This is a genomic window from Halorubrum sp. C191, assembly GCF_002727095.1.
GTDB lineage: Archaea > Halobacteriota > Halobacteria > Halobacteriales > Haloferacaceae > Halorubrum > Halorubrum ezzemoulense.
Genome location: NZ_NHNZ01000041.1, coordinates 77,877 through 98,228, shown reverse-complemented (window position 1 = coordinate 98,228; position 20,352 = coordinate 77,877). Strand labels below are relative to the sequence as shown.

14 protein-coding genes and 2 pseudogenes are annotated in these 20,352 nt (G+C 69.8%); 7 read left to right on the top strand and 9 right to left on the bottom strand.

Going from position 1 to position 20,352, the window contains the following annotated elements; genetic code table 11:
• Positions 1-27: 27 nt before the first annotated feature.
• A complete protein-coding gene (locus Z052_RS03295) occupies positions 28-2,211 on the bottom strand; it encodes a glycoside hydrolase family 3 C-terminal domain-containing protein (protein WP_094579680.1) in 2,184 nt (727 codons plus the stop codon).
• Positions 2,212-2,393: 182 nt separating this feature from the next.
• Between Z052_RS03295 and Z052_RS03290 the strand changes: the two genes are divergently transcribed.
• Genes Z052_RS03290 through Z052_RS03280 form a run of 3 tightly spaced genes read left to right on the top strand, consistent with a single transcriptional unit; the run spans position 2,394 to position 6,730 of the window.
• Entirely contained in the window at positions 2,394-3,725 is a 1,332-nt protein-coding gene (locus Z052_RS03290) for an O-acetylhomoserine aminocarboxypropyltransferase/cysteine synthase family protein (RefSeq protein WP_094579679.1), read from the top strand.
• On the top strand, positions 3,722-5,020 hold the full coding sequence (metX, locus tag Z052_RS03285; RefSeq protein ID WP_094579678.1) for a homoserine O-acetyltransferase: 1,299 nt from the start codon (positions 3,722-3,724) through the stop codon (positions 5,018-5,020). The genes Z052_RS03290 and metX overlap by 4 nt, the downstream gene beginning before the upstream one ends.
• Before the next feature lie 57 nt (positions 5,021-5,077).
• Positions 5,078-6,730 carry a long-chain fatty acid--CoA ligase gene (locus Z052_RS03280; RefSeq protein WP_094579677.1) on the top strand — a complete coding sequence of 551 codons (1,653 nt, stop codon included), beginning with the start codon at positions 5,078-5,080 and terminating at the stop codon, positions 6,728-6,730.
• A 36-nt stretch (positions 6,731-6,766) separates the two neighbouring features.
• On the opposite strand, the gene Z052_RS03275 is transcribed toward Z052_RS03280, so the two are convergent.
• Positions 6,767-7,231, bottom strand: a complete 465-nt coding sequence (locus tag Z052_RS03275) for a DUF5807 family protein (protein ID WP_049932670.1) — start codon at positions 7,229-7,231, stop codon at positions 6,767-6,769.
• 316 nt (positions 7,232-7,547) lie between these two features.
• On the opposite strand from Z052_RS03275, the gene Z052_RS03270 reads away from it, so the two are divergent.
• The gene (locus Z052_RS03270) at positions 7,548-10,049 is read left to right on the top strand and encodes a DEAD/DEAH box helicase (RefSeq protein WP_094579676.1); all 2,502 of its coding nucleotides are present in this window, start codon (positions 7,548-7,550) and stop codon (positions 10,047-10,049) included.
• Positions 10,050-10,083: 34 nt separating this feature from the next.
• Here the strand turns inward: Z052_RS03270 and Z052_RS03265 are convergent.
• Positions 10,084-10,404, bottom strand: a pseudogene (locus tag Z052_RS03265) (molybdopterin-dependent oxidoreductase); the annotation flags it as partial.
• An 84-nt stretch (positions 10,405-10,488) separates the two neighbouring features.
• Here Z052_RS03265 and Z052_RS21350 point away from each other — a divergent pair.
• A complete protein-coding gene (locus tag Z052_RS21350) occupies positions 10,489-10,617 on the top strand; it encodes an AbrB/MazE/SpoVT family DNA-binding domain-containing protein (RefSeq protein WP_080508704.1) in 129 nt (42 codons plus the stop codon).
• A 6-nt stretch (positions 10,618-10,623) separates the two neighbouring features.
• On the top strand, positions 10,624-11,862 hold the full coding sequence (locus Z052_RS03255; protein WP_099288812.1) for an RNA-guided endonuclease TnpB family protein: 1,239 nt from the start codon (positions 10,624-10,626) through the stop codon (positions 11,860-11,862).
• A gap of 16 nt (positions 11,863-11,878) precedes the next feature.
• Here the strand turns inward: Z052_RS03255 and Z052_RS03250 are convergent.
• A pseudogene (locus Z052_RS03250) lies at positions 11,879-12,646 on the bottom strand (sulfite oxidase); the annotation flags it as partial.
• A gap of 61 nt (positions 12,647-12,707) precedes the next feature.
• Positions 12,708-13,535 carry an MBL fold metallo-hydrolase gene (locus Z052_RS03245; protein ID WP_094579674.1) on the bottom strand — a complete coding sequence of 276 codons (828 nt, stop codon included), beginning with the start codon at positions 13,533-13,535 and terminating at the stop codon, positions 12,708-12,710.
• A 108-nt stretch (positions 13,536-13,643) separates the two neighbouring features.
• Here Z052_RS03245 and Z052_RS03240 point away from each other — a divergent pair, with 108 nt between their 5' ends.
• Positions 13,644-14,705, top strand: coding sequence for a succinylglutamate desuccinylase/aspartoacylase family protein (locus tag Z052_RS03240; RefSeq protein ID WP_094579673.1), 1,062 nt, complete (start codon positions 13,644-13,646; stop codon positions 14,703-14,705).
• Positions 14,706-14,733: 28 nt separating this feature from the next.
• On the opposite strand, the gene Z052_RS03235 is transcribed toward Z052_RS03240, so the two are convergent.
• The 4 genes from Z052_RS03235 to Z052_RS03220 all read right to left on the bottom strand — a co-directional run bounded on the left by Z052_RS03235 (position 14,734) and on the right by Z052_RS03220 (position 20,343).
• Positions 14,734-15,219, bottom strand: coding sequence for a Tfx family DNA-binding protein (locus tag Z052_RS03235; RefSeq protein ID WP_089308436.1), 486 nt, complete (start codon positions 15,217-15,219; stop codon positions 14,734-14,736).
• 137 nt (positions 15,220-15,356) lie between these two features.
• Positions 15,357-15,836, bottom strand: a complete 480-nt coding sequence (locus Z052_RS03230) for a TRAM domain-containing protein (RefSeq protein WP_094579672.1) — start codon at positions 15,834-15,836, stop codon at positions 15,357-15,359.
• Between the two features lie 163 nt (positions 15,837-15,999).
• On the bottom strand, positions 16,000-16,347 hold the full coding sequence (locus Z052_RS03225) for a hypothetical protein (protein ID WP_094579671.1): 348 nt from the start codon (positions 16,345-16,347) through the stop codon (positions 16,000-16,002).
• Positions 16,348-16,437: 90 nt separating this feature from the next.
• A complete protein-coding gene (locus Z052_RS03220; RefSeq protein ID WP_094579670.1) occupies positions 16,438-20,343 on the bottom strand; it encodes a PAS domain-containing protein in 3,906 nt (1,301 codons plus the stop codon).
• Positions 20,344-20,352 lie beyond the last annotated feature (9 nt).

The window sequence follows — 20,352 nt, the reverse complement described above, 5'->3', positions numbered from 1 at the left end:
CTTGTTGGCTCGCGACCGTGGATAAACTCACGCTTCGTCGCGGCGGTCGACGACGCGCTCAACCCGCGCGTCCCGGCTCGAACGGCCGATCTCGACGGCGTATTCGCCGGGGTCGACCCGCCACCCCGACTCCCCGTACCGCGCGAACGCGCGCTCGTCGAGCGCGATTTCGACGGTACGTACCTCACCCGCCGGGACAGCGACGCTCGCGAACCCCGCGAGCTCCCGGACCGGGCGGTCGACCCCGTCCACGGCCGGCGGGCGAACGTACGCCTGGACGACCTCGCGGCCGTCGCGGTCGGAGACGTTCGCGACGGTGACGGTCGCCCGACGCTCGGCGTCGGCCGCCGGCGCCGCCTCGACGCTCGCGTCGCGGTACTCGAAGGTCGCGTACGAGTGGCCGTGGCCGAACGGGTAGGTCGGTTCGGCGTCGCCCGCGCCCGCGGCGCGGTCGTCGTCCGCGTCGAACCAGCGGTAGCCGACGAACACCCCCTCGTCATGGCTCACTTCGCCATCGACGCCGGGGAAGCGGCGCTCGTCGACCGCGGTCGGGTATGCCCCCTCAGGGGCGAACGTCACCGGTAACCGTCCGCCGGGGTCGGCGTCGCCGTAGCAGACGCTCGCGACGGCGTCGCCGTGCGCCTGTCCCGGGTACCAGTTCACCAGGACCGCGTCGACGGCGTCGCGCCAGGGCAGCTCGACCGGACCGCTGGCGTTGACGACGACGACGGTCCGGGTCGCGGCGGCCGCGGTCCGCTCGACGAGTTCGTCCTGTCGACCGGGGAGCCGGAGCGATTCGCGGTCCATCGCCTCGGTGGCGGCGTCGCGCACGAAGACCACCGCGGCGTCGGCGTCGCCCGCGGCGTCGACCGCGCCGTCGACGTCGGGATCGCGCGCGTCCCCGTCGGTCCCGTCGTCGCCCGCGAGGAGGTCGAACATCGAGACGCCCTCGACTCGCGGGAGCCCGTAGCGAACGGTCACGTCGCCCGCGGCGCGGGACTCGAACCCCTCGACCGGCGTCGCGGAGACGACCGGCGTCGTCTCCGAGGAGCCCCCGCCGCCGAGGACCGCCTCGTCGACGTTCGGGCCGATCACGGCGACATCGTCGCCGTCGTCGAGCGGGAGCGCCTCACCGTCGTTCTTCAGCAGGACGGTCCCTCGCGCGGCGACCTCGCGGGCGTGCTCGCGGTGGGCCGGCGTGTCGACGGCGCCGTCGGCGCGCTCGTCTGCGTCACGTAAGAGCCCGACGCCGTCCATTGCGCGGAGGACCCGGACGACCATGTCGTTGAGGCGTGACTCGGGGACGTCGCCGTCTCGCACCGCGTTGGCGAGCGTCTCGGCGAACCCCTCGCAGGTCCGCGGATCGGGCATGCCGCGAGCGATCGATTCGGGGAGGTCGTCGAAGCCGCCGCCGTCGGACTCGTCGCCCTCATCTTCCGTCCCGTCGTGGAGCGCCTCGGGCGAGGTGCCCGGCATCTCCACGTCGAGGCCCGCGTTGGCCGCGGCCGCCGCGCCCTCCGTTCCGTACCAATCGGAGACAATGAACCCGTCGAACCCCCACTTGCCTTTCAGCACCCCGGTTACGAGCTCGCGGTGGTCACTCATCCGGACGCCGTCGACGCCGTTGTAGGCGGTCATCACCGATCCCGCGCCCGCCTCGACGGCGTCGCGGAACGAGGGGAGATAACACTCCCGGAGCGCGCGCTCGCCGATCTCGGCACTGACCGACGCGCGATGCGTCTCCTGACTGTTCGCGACGTAGTGTTTGGGGGTGGCAATGACGTCCGCCGACTGGATCCCCGCGACCACCCGCGCGCCCATCGTCGCGGAGAGGACCGGGTCCTCGGAGAGGTACTCGAAGTTCCGGCCGTTGTGCGGGACGCGGATCAGGTTGACGCCGGGCGCGAGCAGGGCGTCCTGTCCCGCGCCGCGCGTCTCCCGGCCGAGCGCCGCGCCGTGCTCGCGCGCGAGAGCCGAGTCAAAGGTCGCGGCGAGCGCCACCGGCGCGGGGAACGCGGTCGCCGACTCGCCGGGGACCCGGACACCGAGCGGCCCGTCGACCAGCCGGAGCGGGGGGATGTTGAGGCGCTCGACGCCCGGGACGTAGCCCGTCGCCCGACCCTCAGGGTCGACGGCCCCGTGGACGAGTCGGACCTTCTCCGTCAGCGTGAGGTCGGCGACGAGGTCGGCAGGTGTGGGTGTTTCAGTCATACCCGAATCCTCGTGAGACTGCCGGAAACCGTTTCGGGGGGCGTTCTCCAAGCGGCGTCGCAGTAGCGACGGGTTCGGTCTCGAGCCGCGGCGCGCCGTTCGGTGTCCGCCGCGGGACAGGCCGAGGCATCACTTGCCGTAACTGACGGTTATAGCAGTGTCCAGAGATATACACTACGTACATGACACGTGGGTTTTCCACCCGGAGTCTCCACGCCGGCGCCGAGCCCGACGCGGCGACCGGCGCCCGCGCCACGCCGATCCACCAGACGACCTCGTACGTTTTCGACGACGCGGACACGGCGGCGGAGCTGTACGCGCTCCGGGCGGAGGGCCACGTCTACTCCCGGCTCTCAAACCCGACGGTGAACGTCTTAGAAGAGCGGCTCGCCGACCTCGCCGGCGGGTCGGACGCGGTCGCGACGGGCTCGGGGATGGCCGCGTTCGACGCGATAACCACCGTCCTCGCGAGCGCGGGCGACAACGTCGTCGCCAGCTCCGAGATGTACGGCGGGACGGCCGCGTACCTCACCAGCGTCGCGGACCGCCGCGGGATCGAGACGCGGCTCGTGGAGACCCTCGACTACGACGCGTACGCCGACGCAATCGACGACGACACCGCGTTCGTCCACGTCGAGACGCTCGCGAACCCCTCGCTCGTCACGCCCGACTTCGAGCGGCTCGCCGAGATCGCCCACGAGAACGCGGTGCCGCTCGTCGTCGACAACACGTTCGCGACGCCGTACTGCTGTCGGCCGTTCGAGCACGGCGCCGACATCGTCTGGGAGTCGACGACGAAGTGGATCACGGGCAACGGCACCACCGTCGGCGGCGTCGTGATCGACGGCGGGCAGTTCCCGTGGGACCACCCCGACGCCGACTACGCCGAGCTCGACGGCGAATCGCCCGTGTACCCGATCGACTTCGTCGAGCAGTTCGGCGACGCCGCGTTCGCGAACGTCGCCCGCCAGCGCGGCGTGCGGCCGACCGGCGGCCAGCAGTCGCCCTTCGACGCGTGGCAGACGATCCAGGGGCTGAACACGCTCCCCTTGCGAATGGATCGCCACTGCGAGAACGCGCGGCGGGTGGCCGAGTTCCTCCGCGGCGACGACCGCGTCGACTGGGTGACGTACCCCGGCTTCGAGGACCACGAGAGCCACGGCAACGCCGCGGAGTACCTCGACGGCTTCGGTGGGATGGTCACCTTCGGCGTCGACGGCGGATACGAGGCCGCAAAGACCTTCTGCGAGTCGGTCGACCTGACGAGTTTCCTCGCGAACATCGGCGACGCGAAGACGCTCGTCATCCACCCCGCCTCGACCACCCACGCGCAGATGGACGAGGACGAGCAGCGGCTCGCGGGCGTCTACCCCGAGATGCTCCGGCTCTCGGTGGGGATCGAGGACCCCGACGACGTGATCGCCGACCTCGACGCGGGACTGGCCGCGGGCGAGCACGTCGCGGCGGGCCGGACCGAGGAGGAGCGGGCCGCGGACGAGGGGGCGGACCGATGAGCGCCGTCCCGACCGACCACGGCGTCGCCTCGCTCGGCGAGTTCACCTTCGAGTGCGGGCAGTCGGTCCCCGACTTCGAGGTCGCCTACGAGACGCACGGCGAGTTCGACGGCGACAACGTCGTGCTCGTCTGCCACGCGCTCACCGGGAGCCAGAACGTCGCGCGCTCCCCCGAGCCGGAGCGGGACGCGGAGACCACCGGGGCCGGGCAGGCCGGGCAGGCCCGTGCGTGGTGGGACGACGTCGTCGGCCCGGGAAAGGCGATCGACACGACCGAGTACTACGTCGTCTGCGCGAACGTCCCGGGCTCCTGTTACGGGACGACCGGTCCCGCCAGCGAGCGACCCGCAGACCTCGACCTCCGCGAGGAGCCCGACCACGACCGGTGGGGGACCACGTTCCCGCCGGTCCAAGTTGAGGACTGGGCGCGCGCGCAGCGCCGGCTGCTCGACCACCTCGGCGTGGGGCGGCTCCGGGCGGTCGTCGGCGGCAGCGTCGGCGGGATGAACGCCTTGGAGTGGGCGAAGCGGTACCCGGACGACATCGACCGCGTGGTCGCGATCGCGACGGCCGGACGCCTCGACGCGCAGTGTCTCGCTCTCGACGCGGTGGCGCGCCGGGCGATCCGCGCGGACGCGGACTGGAACGGGGGCGACTACTACGGCGACGACCGGCCGGACCCGACCGAGGGGCTCGCGATCGCCCGCCAGATCGGCCACATCATGTACCTCTCGAAGGCGTCGATGGAGCGGAAGTTTGGGCGCCGGTCGGCCGGCCGCGACTCCCTGACGCGCGAGGACGGGGACCTCGGGCTGCCGCCGGAGCCGACGGCCGGGTTCTTCCCGTACCGCGAGGTCGAGTCGTACCTCGACTACCAGGCGGAGGGGTTCGGCAACCGCTTCGACGCGAACAGCTACCTCTATCTGACGCGCGCGATGGACGAGTACGACCTCGCCGCCGGCCACGGGACCGACGCCGACGCCCTCGCCGCGTTCGAGGGCGAGACGCTGCTGATGAGCTTCACCGCCGACTGGCACTTCACCGTCGAGCAGTCGGCGTCGTTGGGCGACGCGTTCCGGGAGGCTGGGGTGCCGGTCGCCCACCACGTGGTCGACTCCGACCACGGCCACGACGCGTTCCTCGTTGAGCCGGAACACGTCGGCCCGCCGGTCCGAGACTTCCTCGCCGACGGCGTCGACGGCCGCGCCGTCTCCGACGAGGACGGCGACGACGGCGACGACTCGCGGCCAGACTCTAACCACGCGCCGGTCCACGCGAGCCTGTTTCGGGGGTGAAAAGCCACGATCAATCATGATAACGTTCATAGTTCCAGACCGCGTGAGGTGAGAGGTATGCCAGGCGGACACGCGCAGACCCTGCGACCGTTCATGTGGCGCGCCGAGCGACTGTACCCCGACACCGAGATCGTCTCGCGGACGCACGAGGGGCGGACGCGGCACACGTATGCCGAGTACGCCGACCGGACGGCCCAGCTCGCGAACGCCTTAGACGACCACGGGATCGAGCGCGGCGACCGCGTCGCGACGTTCTGTTGGAACCACACGCGGCACTTCGAGACGTACTTCGGCGTCCCGAACACGGGCGCGCAGCTCCACACGATCAACCCGCTGCTGCCCGACGAGCACATCCGGTACATCGTCGACGACGCCCAAGACGAGATCATCTTCGTCGACCCGTCGCTCGCCGAGAAGATCGCGGGCGCCGCGGAGGGGGCGGAAGAGTTCGACGGCGTCGACTTCGTCGCGATGGGCTCGGAGGGCATCGACGCGCTCGACGCGCCCGCCTACGAGGAGTTCATCGCGGACCACTCGACCGAGTACGACTGGCCGGACCTCGACGGCGACCAGCCCGCCGGCCTCTGTTACACCTCCGGCACGACGGGGAAGCCGAAGGGCGTCGAGTACACCCACTCGATGCTATGGAGCCACACGATGGCCTCCCAGACCCCGCAGGGGATCCCGATGGAGGACTCTGACGTGGTGATGCCCGTCGTTCCCATGTTCCACGTCAACGCGTGGGGGATGCCGTTCACCGCCGCCGCCGCGGGCGCGAAGCACGTCTACCCCGGTCCATCGCCGGACCCCGCGGACCTCGCGGCGCTGATCGAAGAGGAGGGCGTGACCATCTCCGCGGGCGTGCCGACGGTGTGGCTCGGCCTCCGCGAGTACATCGAGGGGGGTAACGAGGTAGACCTCTCGACGCTCGACACCGTGATCATCGGCGGCGCGGCCGCGCCGAAGGCACTGGTCGAGTGGTACGACGAGCGCGACGTGGAGGTGCTCCACGCGTGGGGGATGACGGAGCTGTCGCCGATCGGCACCGTCTCGCATCTCAAAGATGACCTTCGCGACGCCGAGTACGAGACGCAGGTGAACAAGCGCTCGAAGCAGGGGCTCGTCGCTCCCGGCCTGGAGTTCGAGGTCATCGACGAGGACGGCGAGGAGATCCCGTGGGACGGCGAGGCGTTCGGTGAGCTCCGGATCCGCGGCCCGTGGGTCACGAAGGAGTACTTCAAGCGCCCCGAGGCGAACGAGGAGGAGTTCGTCGACGGCTGGCTGAAGACCGGCGACGTGGTCACCGTCGACGAGGACGGCTACATGCAGCTCGTCGACCGGACGAAGGACGTGATCAAGTCCGGCGGCGAGTGGATCTCCAGCGTCGAGCTGGAGAACGCGATCATGGCCTACGACGGCGTCAGCGAGGCGGCCGTCGTCGGCGTGCCCCACGAGCGCTGGCAGGAGCGCCCCGTGGCGTTCATCGTCGTGGCCGAGGGCGTCGACCGCGACGAGCTCGTCGAGCGGATCGAGACCGGGCTCCGCGAGGAGTACCCCAAGTGGTGGGTCCCGGACGCGGTGGAGTTCATCGACGAGGTTCCCAAGACCGCTACCGGGAAGTTCTCGAAGAAGGACCTCCGGGAGCAGTACGGCGACCAGTCGCTCGTCGAGGGGGCCGTCCCGGAAGACGACGCGCCCGAGCAGGAGTAGTCGAGCCAAGCGGGTAGCCGGTCGCTCGGCGGGCTTTCAGTCGTCGCGGTCGCCGACGACCCACTTGTGCGAGTAGCTCTCGCCGCAGGTACAGTGAGCGTACGCGTGGACCACGTCGCCCTCGGCGTAGAGGCCGCCGACCTCCTCGTTTTGCGCCTCGGCGAACGCGAAGATGAACTGGATGTCGTGGTCGGCTTCGGGATCCTCGCTCGCGTCGTCCGCGTCCGGGCCGTCCGCGAACGGACACGCGCCGTCGTCGAGCGAGCGCGCGATCTCGCCCTCCGCGGCCATCGCCGTCTTCGCGAACTCCATCGCGCCCATGCCCGTGCCGGCCTGGAACGCCGACCGCCCGGTCTCGCCGTCGAGGATCAGCCGCACGCCGCCGGCGGTCTCGGTGCCGACCTCGCGCAGCCGGGAGTCGTCGTCGAGGTACGCGTCGCTCAGGTAGAAGACCACGTCGTCGAGCCGCTCGCCCGCGAGGAACTCGTCGAGGTTGCTCATGCCGCCCGGAGGCGCGTGAGCGGTAAAAGGTGTGCGTGTCGCCTCGAGCGGAACCGGCTCCGGTCGCGGGCGATCGCGGAGCGGCGATCCGCCGAGCATATAATAGATCGTGTGGAATCGGGGTAACTGTTAATACGCACCACGGAGATCCGTCGCGTAATGAGCACGCAGAACAGATCCGACGACCGGCTCGCGGAGTGGGCGCAGCTGGTCGACGAGGACGTTCCGGAGGAGCTCCGAGAGGAGCGTTCCGTCGACGGATAACTTTCACCCCGCTTCGCGAAGGCTTTAGGCCGACGGCGGCGAAGCACCGCCGATGGCGACCGAGGCCGCCGGGATCGACAGACCCCTGCTCGTCGACGACTTCCTCCAGCGGCGCCGCTACCAGCTCCAGTTGGCGGACGCCGCCGCCGACAAACACACGCTGGTCTGTCTCCCGACCGGCCTCGGCAAGACGACGGTCAGCCTGCTCGTCACCGTCGAGCGCCTCCACGAGGCGGGCGGGAAGGCGCTCTTCTTGGCCCCCACGAAGCCCCTCGTCCAGCAGCACGCGGACTTCTACCGCGAGGCGCTTGAGATTCCGGACGACGAGATCGTCGTGTTCACCGGCGACGTGAAGCCCGACGACCGCGCCGCGCTCTGGGACGACGCGCGCATCGCGATCGCGACGCCGCAGGTCGTCGAGAACGACCTCGTCGGTAACCGGATCTCGCTGCGCGACGTGACCCACCTCACCTTCGACGAGTGCCACCGCGCGACCGGCGACTACGCGTACGTCTACATCGCGGAGCGGTACCACGCCGACGCAGCCGACCCCCTCGTCACCGGGATGTCGGCCTCGCCGGGCGGCGACACCGAGGAGATCGAGACGGTCTGCGAGAACCTCGGGCTCGTCAACGTCGAGGTGATGACCGAGGAGGACGCCGACGTCGACGAGTACACTCACGACACCGATGTCGGGTGGGAGCAAGTCACCTTGCCGGACGAGGTGCTCGCGATCCGGGACGCGCTCAACGAGGTGATCACGGACCGGCTGGAGAAGCTGAAACAGCTCGGCGTGACGAACACGACGAACCCCGACCTCTCGCAGAAGGACCTCAACAAGATGCGGGGGCAGCTGAAACAGATGATGGACAACGACCAGTCGGAGGGGTACAAGGGGATGTCCACCCACGCCGAGGTGATGAAGCTCCGGCGCGCGACCGAGCTTGTCGAGACGCAGTCCGTCGAGTCCGTGCGTCGCTACTTCGAGCGCCAGCGCGAGGCCGCCCGGTCGTCGGGCGCGTCGAAGGCCAGCCAGCGCATGGTCGCGGACCCCAAAGTGAGAGAAGCGATGCGGAAGGCGGAGTCGTTCGACGGGCTCCACCCGAAGTTCTCGAAGGCCCGCATCCTGCTGGCGGAGACGCTCGGGATCAACGAGGGCGAGCGCGCCATCCTGTTCACCGAGTCCCGCGACACCGCCGAGGCGCTCGTGGAGTTCCTCTCCGCCAGCTTCGACGTGCGCAAGTTCGTCGGACAGGGCGACAAGGACGGCTCCGACGGGATGAGCCAGAAACAGCAACAAGAGACGCTCGACGAATTCAAGACGGGCAAGTTCGAGGTGCTCGTCTCCACCTCGGTCGCGGAGGAGGGCCTCGACGTGCCCGAGGTCGACCTCGTCTGCTTCTACGAGCCCGTCCCCACTGCGATCCGCTCGATCCAGCGCAAGGGGCGGACGGGCCGGCAGGCCGAGGGAAAGGTCGTCGTCCTGATGGCCGAGGACACCCGCGACGAGGCGTTCTTCTGGATCTCACGGCGCCGAGAAAAGAAGATGGCCAGCCAGCTCGCCGAGCTGAAGGAGGCCACCGACGACATCGAGGAGTCAGTCGGCGACGAGGGACAGGCCGGCCTCGACGCGTTCGCCGGCGGGTCCGCGAGCGAGGGCGACTCTGGCGAAGGCGGCTCGGGCGATGACCAGGGTGAGGCTGAGGGCGAAGTCGATGGTGACGATGAAGGCGAGATCGGCGGTGACGACGAGGGCGACGCCGGTCTCACCGACTTCGCTGCGGAAGCGCGGGAGGGAGAAGACGACGTGGACGACGTGGAGGCCGAGGCTGGCGGAGAGACGGAGGTCGAGGGAGAGACGGACGCAGGCGACGACGGCGTCGTCGCCACCGCCGGCGTCGACGAGGGCGTCGAGGTTGTCGTCGACCAGCGCGAGCTCGACTCCTCGATCGCGAAGGACCTCTCGACGCGCGACGGCCTCGTCACCCGGCTGGAGACGCTCGCGGTCGGCGACTACGTCCTCTCGGACCGCGTCGCGGTCGAGCGCAAGTCGGCGGCCGACTTCGTCGACTCGATGCTCGATTCCGACCGGTCGATGTTCGAGCAGGTGGGCGAGCTCTCGCGGGCGTACGCGCGTCCCGTGATGGTCGTCGAGGGGACGAACCTCTACGGCCAGCGCGACATCGACCCGAACGCGATCCGCGGCGCGCTCGCGTCGCTCGCGGTCGACTTCGACGTGAGCGTCCTCCGCACCGAAGACGAGGAAGACACCACCGAGCTGCTCGCGACCATCGCCAAACGGGAGCAGGAGACCCGCGACCGCGAGGTGAGCGTCCACGGCGAGAAGACGACGAAGACCCGCGCGGAACAGCAGGAGTACGTCGTCTCCTCCATCGCCGACATCGGCCCGGTGACGGCGCGCACCCTGCTGGAGCACTTCGGCACCGTCGAGGCCGTGATGACCGCGCCCGAGGACGACTTGCTGGAGGTCGACGGCGTCGGCCCGGTGACCGCGGAGCGCATCCGCGAGGTCGTCGGGAGCGAGTACGAATAGCCGGGCACCCCGCGGTCGTGAACGCGACTGCCGGTCAGTCGAACCCGCTCACCAGCGTGACGATCCACTGCCCGAAGTCGTACTCCGACCGGACCTCCACGCGCGTCACCCACTTCACCCACTGGAACCCGCGCCGGTCGGGCGCAACCAGCCGGGCGGGCGCGCCGTGCCCGTGCGAGAGGCGCTCGCCGCCGACGTGCGTCGCGAGCAGCGCGTCCTCGGCCTCCTCGATCGGGAGGCTCCATCGGTATCCCGTGACGGAGGTGAACCGGACGTAGGCCGCGTCGTCGTCGATATCTCCGACCGCGCCCAGCAGGTCGTCGACGCGGATCCCGGCCCACTCCTGGACCGAGTACAGGCGGTCGAGGTGACTGACCCGGGGCTTGACCCCGGGGTTGAAGCCGACAGCATTATTCTGCTTGAGTCTGTGTAGTTCAGTATGGGACAAATGGAATGTTACCCGAAACTGCGACAACGGGGTGTTGTCACGATCCCAGAAGAAGTCCGAGACGGTCTTGATCTGGAAGAAGGCGACCAACTGAAACTCATCGTCGAAAAACTCGACTAACCAACCGTGAAACACACGCTTCGTTTTCGCGCGTACCTGCCTGACGACGTGGAGAGCGAAGCGTGGCACCAGATCGACATCCTCCGACAGATTCGCAACCACGCCGTCCGAGACTACTACAATTCGGACTACAACGACCGGCCGTCTGACTACGACCAGCACGGCAAACTCACCGAATGGGCAGACCAATGGCCGACCTTTGCGGAACCCTCCCGTCACGCCGCACAACAGGCCATCAACCAGATACACAGCGATCTGGAAACACTGAAAGAACGCCGAAATAAAGGCTACAACGTCGGGCGGTTGAACTGGCAAGGCGCGGGTGAATTTCGGTCGGTGTCGTACAATCAATCCCGTCGCTACAACGTGGATCACAACACGGGCGACGACCGATTCGTGCGACTCCGCCTCGAAAAGATCGGCTGGTTCAAAATCCGCGCAGACCGCACAGTCCCAGCAGCACAGGACATTGATGAGGTTATCCTGAAAAAAGAGACAACGGGTGAATGGTACGTCTCACTGGTGACCTCTGTGGAAGACACACCCGTGAAACCGTCACTGGGCGAGATTGACCCCGAAGACTGTGTCGGTGTTGACCTCGGCATCACCAGCTACATCCACACCTCGGAAAACCTATCCGTGGATACGCTTGACCTGACGGATGAGTACGACCGGTACGCACGCGAACAGCGAAAACTCGCCCGAAAAGAACACGGCTCAAACAATTGGGAGAAACAACGACAACAAGTGGCCCGAGCCAAGCGCGCGATCAAGCGAAAGGTGCGAGACTACCAGCACAAACTCACGACGTGGCTCGTCCAAGAGTACGATGTCGTGGCTGTCGAAGACTTGGACGTGAAGCCGATGCTGGAAACCAGCCAGAACGCGAAAAACAAGCAAGACGCCGCATGGTCGCGATTCATCGAGTTGTTGGAGTACAAGGGTGAATTACACGGCACGCACGTTGAGACGGTCGAACCTCACGGGACGACAAAAGAGTGCGCGTCCTGTGGCGTCGAGACGGATAAGCCAATCTGGGTGCGCGAGCATTCGTGTCCGGCGTGTGGCCATACTGAAGACCGCGACCTCAACGCGGCGAAGAACATTCTCACTCGCGGTTTGAAGCAGTTAGGGGCGGGACGCTCCGAATCAACGCCTGTACAGACTGCGCTCCCTACGTTCACACCTCAGCGAGAGCGTGTGGATGCAAAGCGCGTCGTTGAAGCAGGAAGCCCCGGGGCTTGACTCCGGGGTGAGTTCACCAGCCGCTCGTGCAGTCGAGCAGCGCCTCCGTCTCGTGGCCCGCGGCGAGGTCCGCAGCAGTCAGTTCGACGGCGTCGCTCACGAGGCCGTCGACCGCCAGCCGGTACGCGTCGCGGTCGATCGGGTCGGGGTCGTCGGCGACCCACGAGGTGATCGGGAAGGCGCCGTTTCCGTCGCCCTCGCGGGGCTGCGAGCCGGTGAACCGCCGGTCTGCCCCGGCCGTGTCGAGCGCGTCGTTGATCCCCTGCTGGAGGCGGTAGGTCGTGCCGCCGGCCGCGAGCAGCGCGAAGTAGCGGACCGCGGTCCGCCGCCGCTCGAAGTCGACGCGCCGAGGCGGGCGGAACCGGGTGGCGGCGTGCGCGGCCACGAGCGGGACGAGCGCGAGCCCGAACCCGACGTGAACGGACAGCAGGGTCCAGTAGGAGAGCCGCACGTCGAGGCCGAACACCCACGCGACGCCGGTCGCGAGCGCGCCGACCGCGGCGACGAGCGTCAGGACGGAGAGCGCGGTCGACCGCCGCCACAGGGTCGGGTCGGTGAGCCGACGCCGGACGCGGGCGAGCTTCCACCCGAGCAGCGCGACGATGCCGACGCCGAGCGCGCGGTGGAGCCAGAACAGCGGCCACCCTTCCGGGACGCCGACGGTGAAGGAGACCAGCCCGGTGGCCGCCTCGGCGACGACGAACGCGAACAGCGACCAGTCGACCGCGCGCGGCGGCGGCTCCAAGCGGTCGAGCGCGGTTCGGAGTCGGTCCGTCGCGGCCATCTACGCGTGCTACGTGCTAGCGAGACAAAAGGATACAGCCCGCGGAGAATCGCCGTGCTCGCTACAGCTCGTACACCTCGCCGTCGACCGCGAGCGGCTCCTCGAACGCCTCGTCGGCGGGGTAGTAGTGGGCGAGGTGGACGAGCCGCGTCCGGTCGGCGTCGAGCTCGTCCGCGAGCGCGAGCGCCCCCTCCCGGGTCATGTGCTTCGTGCCGAACGTGCGGGCGACGCCGTCCGGCCCCTCGTGTCGGCCGCCGATCGGGTGGTGTTCACAGAGCGAGGCGGGAACGATGGCGTCGGCGAGGAGGAGGTCCGCGCCGGCGAGCGCCTCGCGGGAGCGTTCGGGAACGTCGTAGCTGGTGTCGCCCGTGAGCGAGAGTTTCGCGCCGGTCACCGGATCTCGGACGACGACCCCGTAACAGACGAGCGGCGGGTGGTCGACCGGGACGAACCGCACCTCGAAGCCGCAGGTCTCGAAGGGCTCGAAGGGGTCGCGGGCGTGGACGCCGATCCGGTCTTCGAGGTAGTCGTACTTGTCTCGGATCGTCTCCGCGACGCTCTCGTCGGTCGCTGGGTCGGTCTCCGCTGGCGCGTGGACCGGCAGCCCGTCGACGAGCCGGTAGACGTTCCCCAGCCCGTCGAGGTGGTCGAAGTGGATGTGCGTCACGAGGCCGGCGTCCGGCAGCGGGACGTCGGCCGCGAGGAACTGCTGTCTGAAGTCGGGGCTGAAGTCGACGAGCAGCGACTCGCCGGTCCGCTCGTTGGCGACGTGGACGGAGAAGCGCGACCGCGACACCCCGCGCTCGCGAGCCGTCTCGCAGGTGTCGCAGTCGCAGCCGACCGTCGGCGTCCCCGTCGTGTCGCCCGTCCCGAGCAGGGTGACGCGCATGGAACGTGGTGTGCGGGCCATGGCCTTAGCGTCCGCGGTCGGACGGGGGTCCGTAGGAGTCAGAGTCACACCCGGACGTATAACTCCGAGCCGGCCCGAGCCGCTCGCATGCACACAAGTCGCAGCCTCACCCTCGCGCGGCTCCCGTCGGGCGTGCCGATCCGGACGACCGTCCACGCCTACGGCGAGGGGGAAATCGTCCACGGAGACGGCGGGCCAGAGCTCGACGCGCCCGGAGACGCGCCCGTGGTGTACGCGCAGGCGGCTCAGCACGGTCGGGAGGTGAACGGGACCGCGGTGCTCCGGCGGCTCCACGACCGGCTCGTCGGCGACGGCGCCGAGGGCGCGTCCGGAGCCGAAACCGGAGCCGAGGGCGGGCCGTCGGCCGCCGACCTCGACGGCACGCTGGTGACGGTGCCGGTCGCCGACCCGCTCACCTTCGACCGGGTCTCGTACACGACGCCGGAGTCGCTCGACTCGCGCCAGCCGAACATGAACCGATGCTGGCCCGGCGACCCGGAGGGGTCGCTCCACGAGCGGATGGCCGCCCGGCTCTGGGCGTTCGCGGGCGAGGCGGACGCGATCGTCGACCTCCACACCGGGTCGCCGTCGATGGCGACCCACGCGGTGTACATGCGCGGCGACGACGCCTGCCGCGGGCTCGCGGAGGCGTTCGGCACCGACCTGCTGCTCGCGGAGGCGGCCGGAGACGACGCGGACACGGAGTGGGACGAGCGCGGGTTCGCCGGGAAGCTCCGGGTCGCGGCCACCCGCGAGGGGATCCCGACGATCACGCCCGAGCTCGCCCACAGCCGGGAGGTCGTCCCGGCGGCGGTCGAGACCGGCGTGGCCGGGATGATCGGCGCGCTGCGACACGAGGGGCTGCTCGACGGCGAGCCCGAGCCGTGGGACGGCGTCGTCGCGCGCAACCACCTCGGGCGGGTGACCGCCGGCGACTCCGGGCTGTTCGTCCCCGAGCCAGACCTCGCCGTCGGGGACCGGGTGACCGAGGGCGACCGCGTCGGCGAGGTGTTCGACCCGACGACGTTCGAGACGCATCAGGTCGCGCGCGCCGACCGCAGCGGGATCGCGTACTCGGTCGCCCGCGAGGCAACGGTTACCGCGGGCGCGACGCTCGTCGGCGTCGCGGAGCGGATCGACGTGGAGTGAGAGAGCGGAAACCGACTGCGGCGCGAGGCTACGGCCGCCGGACGCGGATCTGCCCGTCGGCGGCGACCGTGACGAACAGCCGGTTGCGGACCTCGCGGCCGTGGACCGCGTCGCCCGCGCGGTCGCCGATCGCCTTCATCAGCTCCGGGGCGGTCTGGTTCACCTTGACGCCCGCCTCGTCGCAGGCGTCGTACACCCGCTTCGGCGCGTCGTAGAGGTCGGTTCCCGCCTCGATCTCGACGCGGACCGGCGAGGACAGCGCCTCCGCGAACGCGACCGTCTCGCGGGCGCGCTCGACGTTGTCGCGGGCGCTCGCCTCGACGCTGGAGACGTTCGCGCGCGAGGTGCCGAGTCGGTCGGCGATGTCCGACTGTCGGAGCCCGCGCTCGCGGAGCGCTAACACCTCCGCCTGCCGGCGCGTGAGCACGCTCTCGTCGGCGTCGAACCCGGCCCCCTCCAGGATCGAGTCGGCGTCGACGTCGGCCGGCTCCGGCTGCTCGTCGTCTGCCACCATGTGGTCATCGACGGGCCGGTCGCTCAAAAAACGGCGGTTTCAGGCGACGGGCGTCGCGGGAGTCGGGCGGCGGAGAATCGCGCGACGGATCGACGGCGTCTGGACTGTCCGTGGGGCGGGGCTCCCCCGAGACGCCGTCACTTGCCCCAGAAGTTCTCGCGGCTGCCGAGCCGTTCGCGGTCCGGGCGGTCGCGGCGACTGCGACCCTCGTCGTCCTCGCTCTCCTCTTCGTCGTTCCCCTCGGTGTCCGCGTCGTCGTCGGACTCCTCGGCGTCCGGGTCGTCGGGGAGGCGCTCGACGACTTCCTGCGCCGTCGCGTGGCTGGACTTCACGCGGTGGATCTTGACCTCGGCGCGCGCCGGGGGGAGGAGCCCGTCGACGAGGACGATGAACCCGTCGTCGGTGCGGCCGACGCCAGCACCGCTCTCGTGGATGTCGTCGACCTCGACGACGACCGCCTCGCCGGGCTGGACCGGCTGCTGTTTCAGCTCGTAGATCGGCATGTCGTAGTGGTTACACCACTCCGCGCCGCCTTTGTTGCCGTAGTGTTGACACCCCATCCCCTGGATCCGTTCGTCGAAGCTGGGGCAGTCGTCGGCGAGTGGACAGTCCGCCATACCGTAGGGGAGACCGGCCGCTGTTGTAAACGTTTTCGACTCTCAGACCGAAGTTCGCGAAAAACGTCGCCTCACGCGGGCGAGCGGCGGCTGTTTCGGTGGGGTCCGACGGCGCGGAGCGGCGGCAGAGAAGCTTCGACGCTCGGCGGCGCGGGCGGCGGCCTCAGAGGAACTCCCGGACCTCGGAGTACCACATGTCGTGGTGGTCGACGGCGTCGAGCCCGTCCGCGACGTCGACCGCGATGGCGTGCCAGCAGCGCTCGTCGGGGTCGTCGGCGTCGAGGTTGTACGTCGCGTCCGCGCAGGTACACTCCCCGTCCTCGACCACGTACTCGTCTTCGTGGCCCACGACGACGGTGAAGTCGCGGTAGCGCTTCACGCGCCCCTCGCCGACGGCCTCGATGGCGCGCTGGCCGCGGTCGCCGTGGGCCTCGACGAGGGCCGCGGCGATCGGGCCGGTCAGCTCGCCGGCCTCGGCGATCGCCGACCGCCAGTCGTCGACCGGTTCCATACCCCCTCGTTCTCGGGCGTTCGGTTAAACAGCGTCGGTCAGATCGGCCCGACCGGCGTCGCGGTCCCCCGCTCCGACTCGGGTGCGGCCCTACGCGGCCGCGTCGAACTCGAACCGCGCGCCGCCGTCGCTCCCCTCCGTCACGGCGACCGTCCAGCCGTGCGCCCTCGCGATGTCGGCCACGATCGAGAGCCCGAAGCCGGTCCCTCCGTCGCTGGACGTGACGCCGTGACGGAGCACCTCGTCGCGTCGATCCGGCGGGATCCCGCTCCCGTCGTCCTCCACGTAGAAGCCCCCGTCACCGTCAAGCCGCCCGACGGTCACCGAGACGGTCGACCCGCCGTGTTCGACCGCGTTCCGGAAGAGGTTCTCGAAGAGCTGCGTCAGGCGCCCCGGATCGCCGGTGACCGTCGGGACGGCGTCCGCGACCGCGAGCGCCGCCTCGTCCGTGTCGACGTACCCCCACGCCTCCGTCGTCACGGTCCCGAGGTCCACGGTCTCGGCGTCCTCGACCGCGGTCTCGCCGCGAGCCAGCGCGAGTAGGTCGTCAATGAGCCGCTCGGTCCGGTCGTGCGCCGACTGTACCCGGTCGAAGTGGTCCGGGTCGCCCGTCTCCGCCGCGAGTTCGAGGAACCCCTGCGCGACGGTGATCGGGTTCCTGAGGTCGTGGGCGACGACGCTCGCGAACTCGTCGAGCCGCTCGTTCTGTCGCTGGAGCTCCGCCTCACGGCTCGCCCGCGCGAAGGCCGCCTCGACGGTCGCACCGAGGATCCGGAACAGGTCGACGTCGGTCTCGGAGAACTCACGGGGCGACGTCGACCCGGTGATCATGACGCCGTACTCGCCCAGCGGGACGATGACCACGCTCTGGATCGGCGTGTCGGGGTCGTATCGGCGGTCCGCGTCGCCGAGGTCGTCGTACACCCGCGTCTCCCCCGACTCGAACGCGTCCCACGCGAGCCCCTCGCCGCGGTCTAACCGAGGCGCCGCTCCGAACAGGTCCGTCGTCGCCGGCGTTTCACTGATCGGGACGAGCGCGTCCGCCCGCTCGTCGTACTCCCACGCCGCGGTGACGTCGAGGCCGAGCACGTCGGCCGCGGCGTCGACGGCGACGGAGCCGATCGCCCCGGCGGACTCGGCGCTGCTGAGCCGCTGAGCGGTCTCCTGGAGCGCCCGGAGCCGGCCCTCCAGCTGCTTCTGGTCGGAGATGTCCTCGACGACGGCGAGCGTGCCCGTGACCTCGGCGTCGGGATCCGTTATCGGGGCGATAGACAGGAGGAGATCCAGCTCCGCCCCGGCCCTCGTCTCCAGCCGTACCTCCTCGGCGCGGACCCGCTCGCCACGGAGCGCCCGCCGCCGGTGCGCGGCGAACTCGTCCCACCGCTCCGCCGAGACGAGCGGGTTCTCCTCGCCGCGCACCTCCTCGTGGGACCAGCCGAACATGGTCTCGGCCTCCTCGTTCCAGCGAACGACGCTCCCGTCGGCGTCGACTTCCATGACGGTGAGCGGGGTTGCCTCGATGAGCGACTCCAGTCGCTGGTTCGTCGCCTCGAGCTCCCGCTCCCGTTCGACCCGCTCGGTCACGTTCCGGGCGATACCCACGAGCCGGACTGTCTCGCCGTCGACGATCACCGGTGCGAGGCTGGTCTCCCAGAAGCGGCCGTCGGCGACGGTCTCGAGCTCCTCGCTGTACGATATCGGCTCGCCCTCCGCGACGCAGCGGGCGTAGTTGGCCGCGAGTTCGGCCCCCTGCTCCTCCCCGAACACCGCCCGCGGCGTCTCACCCTGGACATCCGCGGTCGTGAGCCCGGTCTGCGACTCGTAGCCGGGGCTGAGTCGGGCGAACTCGAACGACGGCTCGTCGCCGGCGGCGTCGACGTCAAGCAGGAATATCGCGTCGCCGGACGTCTCCAGCAGCGCCGCGTACTCCTCCGCGAGTGCCTGGTGTTCGCGCCGCTTCGCCTCCCGCTCCGTCACGTCTTGGAACACGCCGCGAAGCGCCGCGTCGCCCCGCCGCGCGTCCTCGACGTACTCTCCCCACGCCCGGACGTCGCGCACCTCGCCGTCCGCCCGCTCGATCCGGAGGTCGAGGTCGTACCGCTCCCCGTCCTCGACCGCGGCCTCGACCGCGTCGGTGATCGTCGCGCGGTCGTCCGGGTGGTAGAACTCGACCGCGTTGTCGATCGACGGCTCGTACCCCGCGTCGACGCCGTGGATCCGGCGCGTCCCGTCCGACCACGTGAGCTCCTCTCGCGACGGGAAGTACTCCCAGACGCCGATGTCCGCGATGTCCTGGACGCGGTCGAAGAGGAACTCCTGTCGCTCCAGTTCGGCTCGGTCTCGGGCCCGGGAGAGCTCGGCGCTCACGAGCTCGGCCAACAGCTCGACGAACGTCCGTTCGAGCGCTCCGAACGGGGCAACCCGGGTCGTCGGGCTCGAGAAGTTGACCGTCCCGTAGCGGGCGTCGTCGACGACGAGCGGCACGCCGATGTACGACTCGAGCTCGAGGTCGCGGTACGCGGGATGCGTCTCCTTCCCGTCGCTGACCGCGTCGGCGAACGAGCAGACGGAGTCGGTCTCGACCACTTCCGCGCAGTACGTCGTTTCGAGGTCGAACCGATCGCCGGCCTCGAGGTCGGCGTCCGGCGCGTGAACCGCTTCGACCGTGTAGTCGTCGTCGCGGATCCGCGAGACGATGCCGATCTCGAGCCCGAGCGTCCGGCAGCCGACACGGAGGAGGTCCCGGAGGCGAGCCGTGGCTGAGATGTCGGTTTTCCCCATGACGGTCTGGAGCTCTCGGAGCGCGTCTCGCTCCCGTTCCAGCTGGCGTTTCGCCCCGCTCTGTTCGGTCACGTCGCGGGCGACGACGAGCACCTGGTTGGTCGATCGGCGCTGGAACGGCGTCAGTCGAATGTCGAACGTCCGCTGGCCGCCTCCGACGGCGACGTCCATCTGGAGGTCTGCGTCGTAGAACCCGGAGGTCCCGCCGTCGCTCTCTATCTCGTCGAGCGTCAGGTCGACGGTCTCGGAGAACGCGCGAGCGTCCGATTCGCCGACGCGGTCGCCGACGAGGTCGGAGAGCCGCTCCCCCGTGAGGTCCGCCGACCGATCGTCCGACAGCAGTCGGCCCGCGGCCGCGTTCGCGAAGACGACGGACCGGTCCTCGTCGACGACCGTCACCGCGTCGTGGACGTTCTCCAGTACCGCTTCGCTGCGCTCCAGCTCCAGTTCGCGTTCCCGGTCGTCAGTGATCTCCCGCGAGAAGACGGTGAGCCCGTCCTCGTCCGGGAACGCCCGCACCTCGACCCAGTAGTCGAACGGCTCGCCGAGCCGCTGCTCGAACGACGCCGGTTCCCCGGTGGCCATCGCCGTGCGATACCGCTCTTCGAGCTCCGTTCCCACTATCGACGGGAACGCCTCCCAGATCGTGTTCCCGACGATGCGCTCCGGGTCGCGGTCGACCCGCTCGGCCATCGTGTCGTTCATGTACTCCACCCGCCAGTCGTCGTCGACCGCGTAGATCGCGTCGGTGGCGCGTTCGAGCGTCCGCTGGAAGCGGTCCGACAACCGCTCGGCGGCCGCCTGCTTGCGCGCCGCGTCGACGAGCGTCCGGATCCGCCCGGCGAGCAGTTCGAAGCTGTCCTGGGTCCCGTGGATCGGGATGTAGTCCGACACGCCGGCCTGGGTCGCCTCGCTGGCGATCCGTTCGCTGCCCCTCCCGGTGAAGAGGACCGTCGGCAGGTCGGGGCGCTCGGTCTCGACTCGCGAGACGAGGTCGATCCCGGTCCCCTCCGGCAGCGAGTACGAGGTGACGAGGCAGTCGGCGGAGCCCTCGATCGCCCGATCGAGGGCGCCCCGCGCGTCGCCGACGGTCGTCACCGTGACTCGCGGGGCGATCCGTTCGAGTTTCGCCCGGGCGAGTTCGGCGAAGTCGGCGTCGCCGTTCACGTACAGCACGTGAATCCGCTCCGGGTGTTCGTCGCTCGGGTGTTCCATTACGGACTC

Coding starts and splice junctions, on each gene's coding strand:
- Z052_RS03295 (WP_094579680.1), bottom strand. CDS start 2,211: ATGACTGAAACACCCACACCTGCCGACCTCGTCGCCGACCTCACGCTG.
- Z052_RS03290 (WP_094579679.1), top strand. CDS start 2,394: ATGACACGTGGGTTTTCCACCCGGAGTCTCCACGCCGGCGCCGAGCCC.
- metX (WP_094579678.1), top strand. CDS start 3,722: ATGAGCGCCGTCCCGACCGACCACGGCGTCGCCTCGCTCGGCGAGTTC.
- Z052_RS03280 (WP_094579677.1), top strand. CDS start 5,078: ATGCCAGGCGGACACGCGCAGACCCTGCGACCGTTCATGTGGCGCGCC.
- Z052_RS03275 (WP_049932670.1), bottom strand. CDS start 7,231: ATGAGCAACCTCGACGAGTTCCTCGCGGGCGAGCGGCTCGACGACGTG.
- Z052_RS03270 (WP_094579676.1), top strand. CDS start 7,548: ATGGCGACCGAGGCCGCCGGGATCGACAGACCCCTGCTCGTCGACGAC.
- Z052_RS21350 (WP_080508704.1), top strand. CDS start 10,489: ATGGGACAAATGGAATGTTACCCGAAACTGCGACAACGGGGTGTTGTC.
- Z052_RS03245 (WP_094579674.1), bottom strand. CDS start 13,535: ATGCGCGTCACCCTGCTCGGGACGGGCGACACGACGGGGACGCCGACG.
- Z052_RS03240 (WP_094579673.1), top strand. CDS start 13,644: ATGCACACAAGTCGCAGCCTCACCCTCGCGCGGCTCCCGTCGGGCGTG.
- Z052_RS03235 (WP_089308436.1), bottom strand. CDS start 15,219: ATGGTGGCAGACGACGAGCAGCCGGAGCCGGCCGACGTCGACGCCGAC.
- Z052_RS03230 (WP_094579672.1), bottom strand. CDS start 15,836: ATGGCGGACTGTCCACTCGCCGACGACTGCCCCAGCTTCGACGAACGG.
- Z052_RS03225 (WP_094579671.1), bottom strand. CDS start 16,347: ATGGAACCGGTCGACGACTGGCGGTCGGCGATCGCCGAGGCCGGCGAG.
- Z052_RS03220 (WP_094579670.1), bottom strand. CDS start 20,343: ATGGAACACCCGAGCGACGAACACCCGGAGCGGATTCACGTGCTGTAC.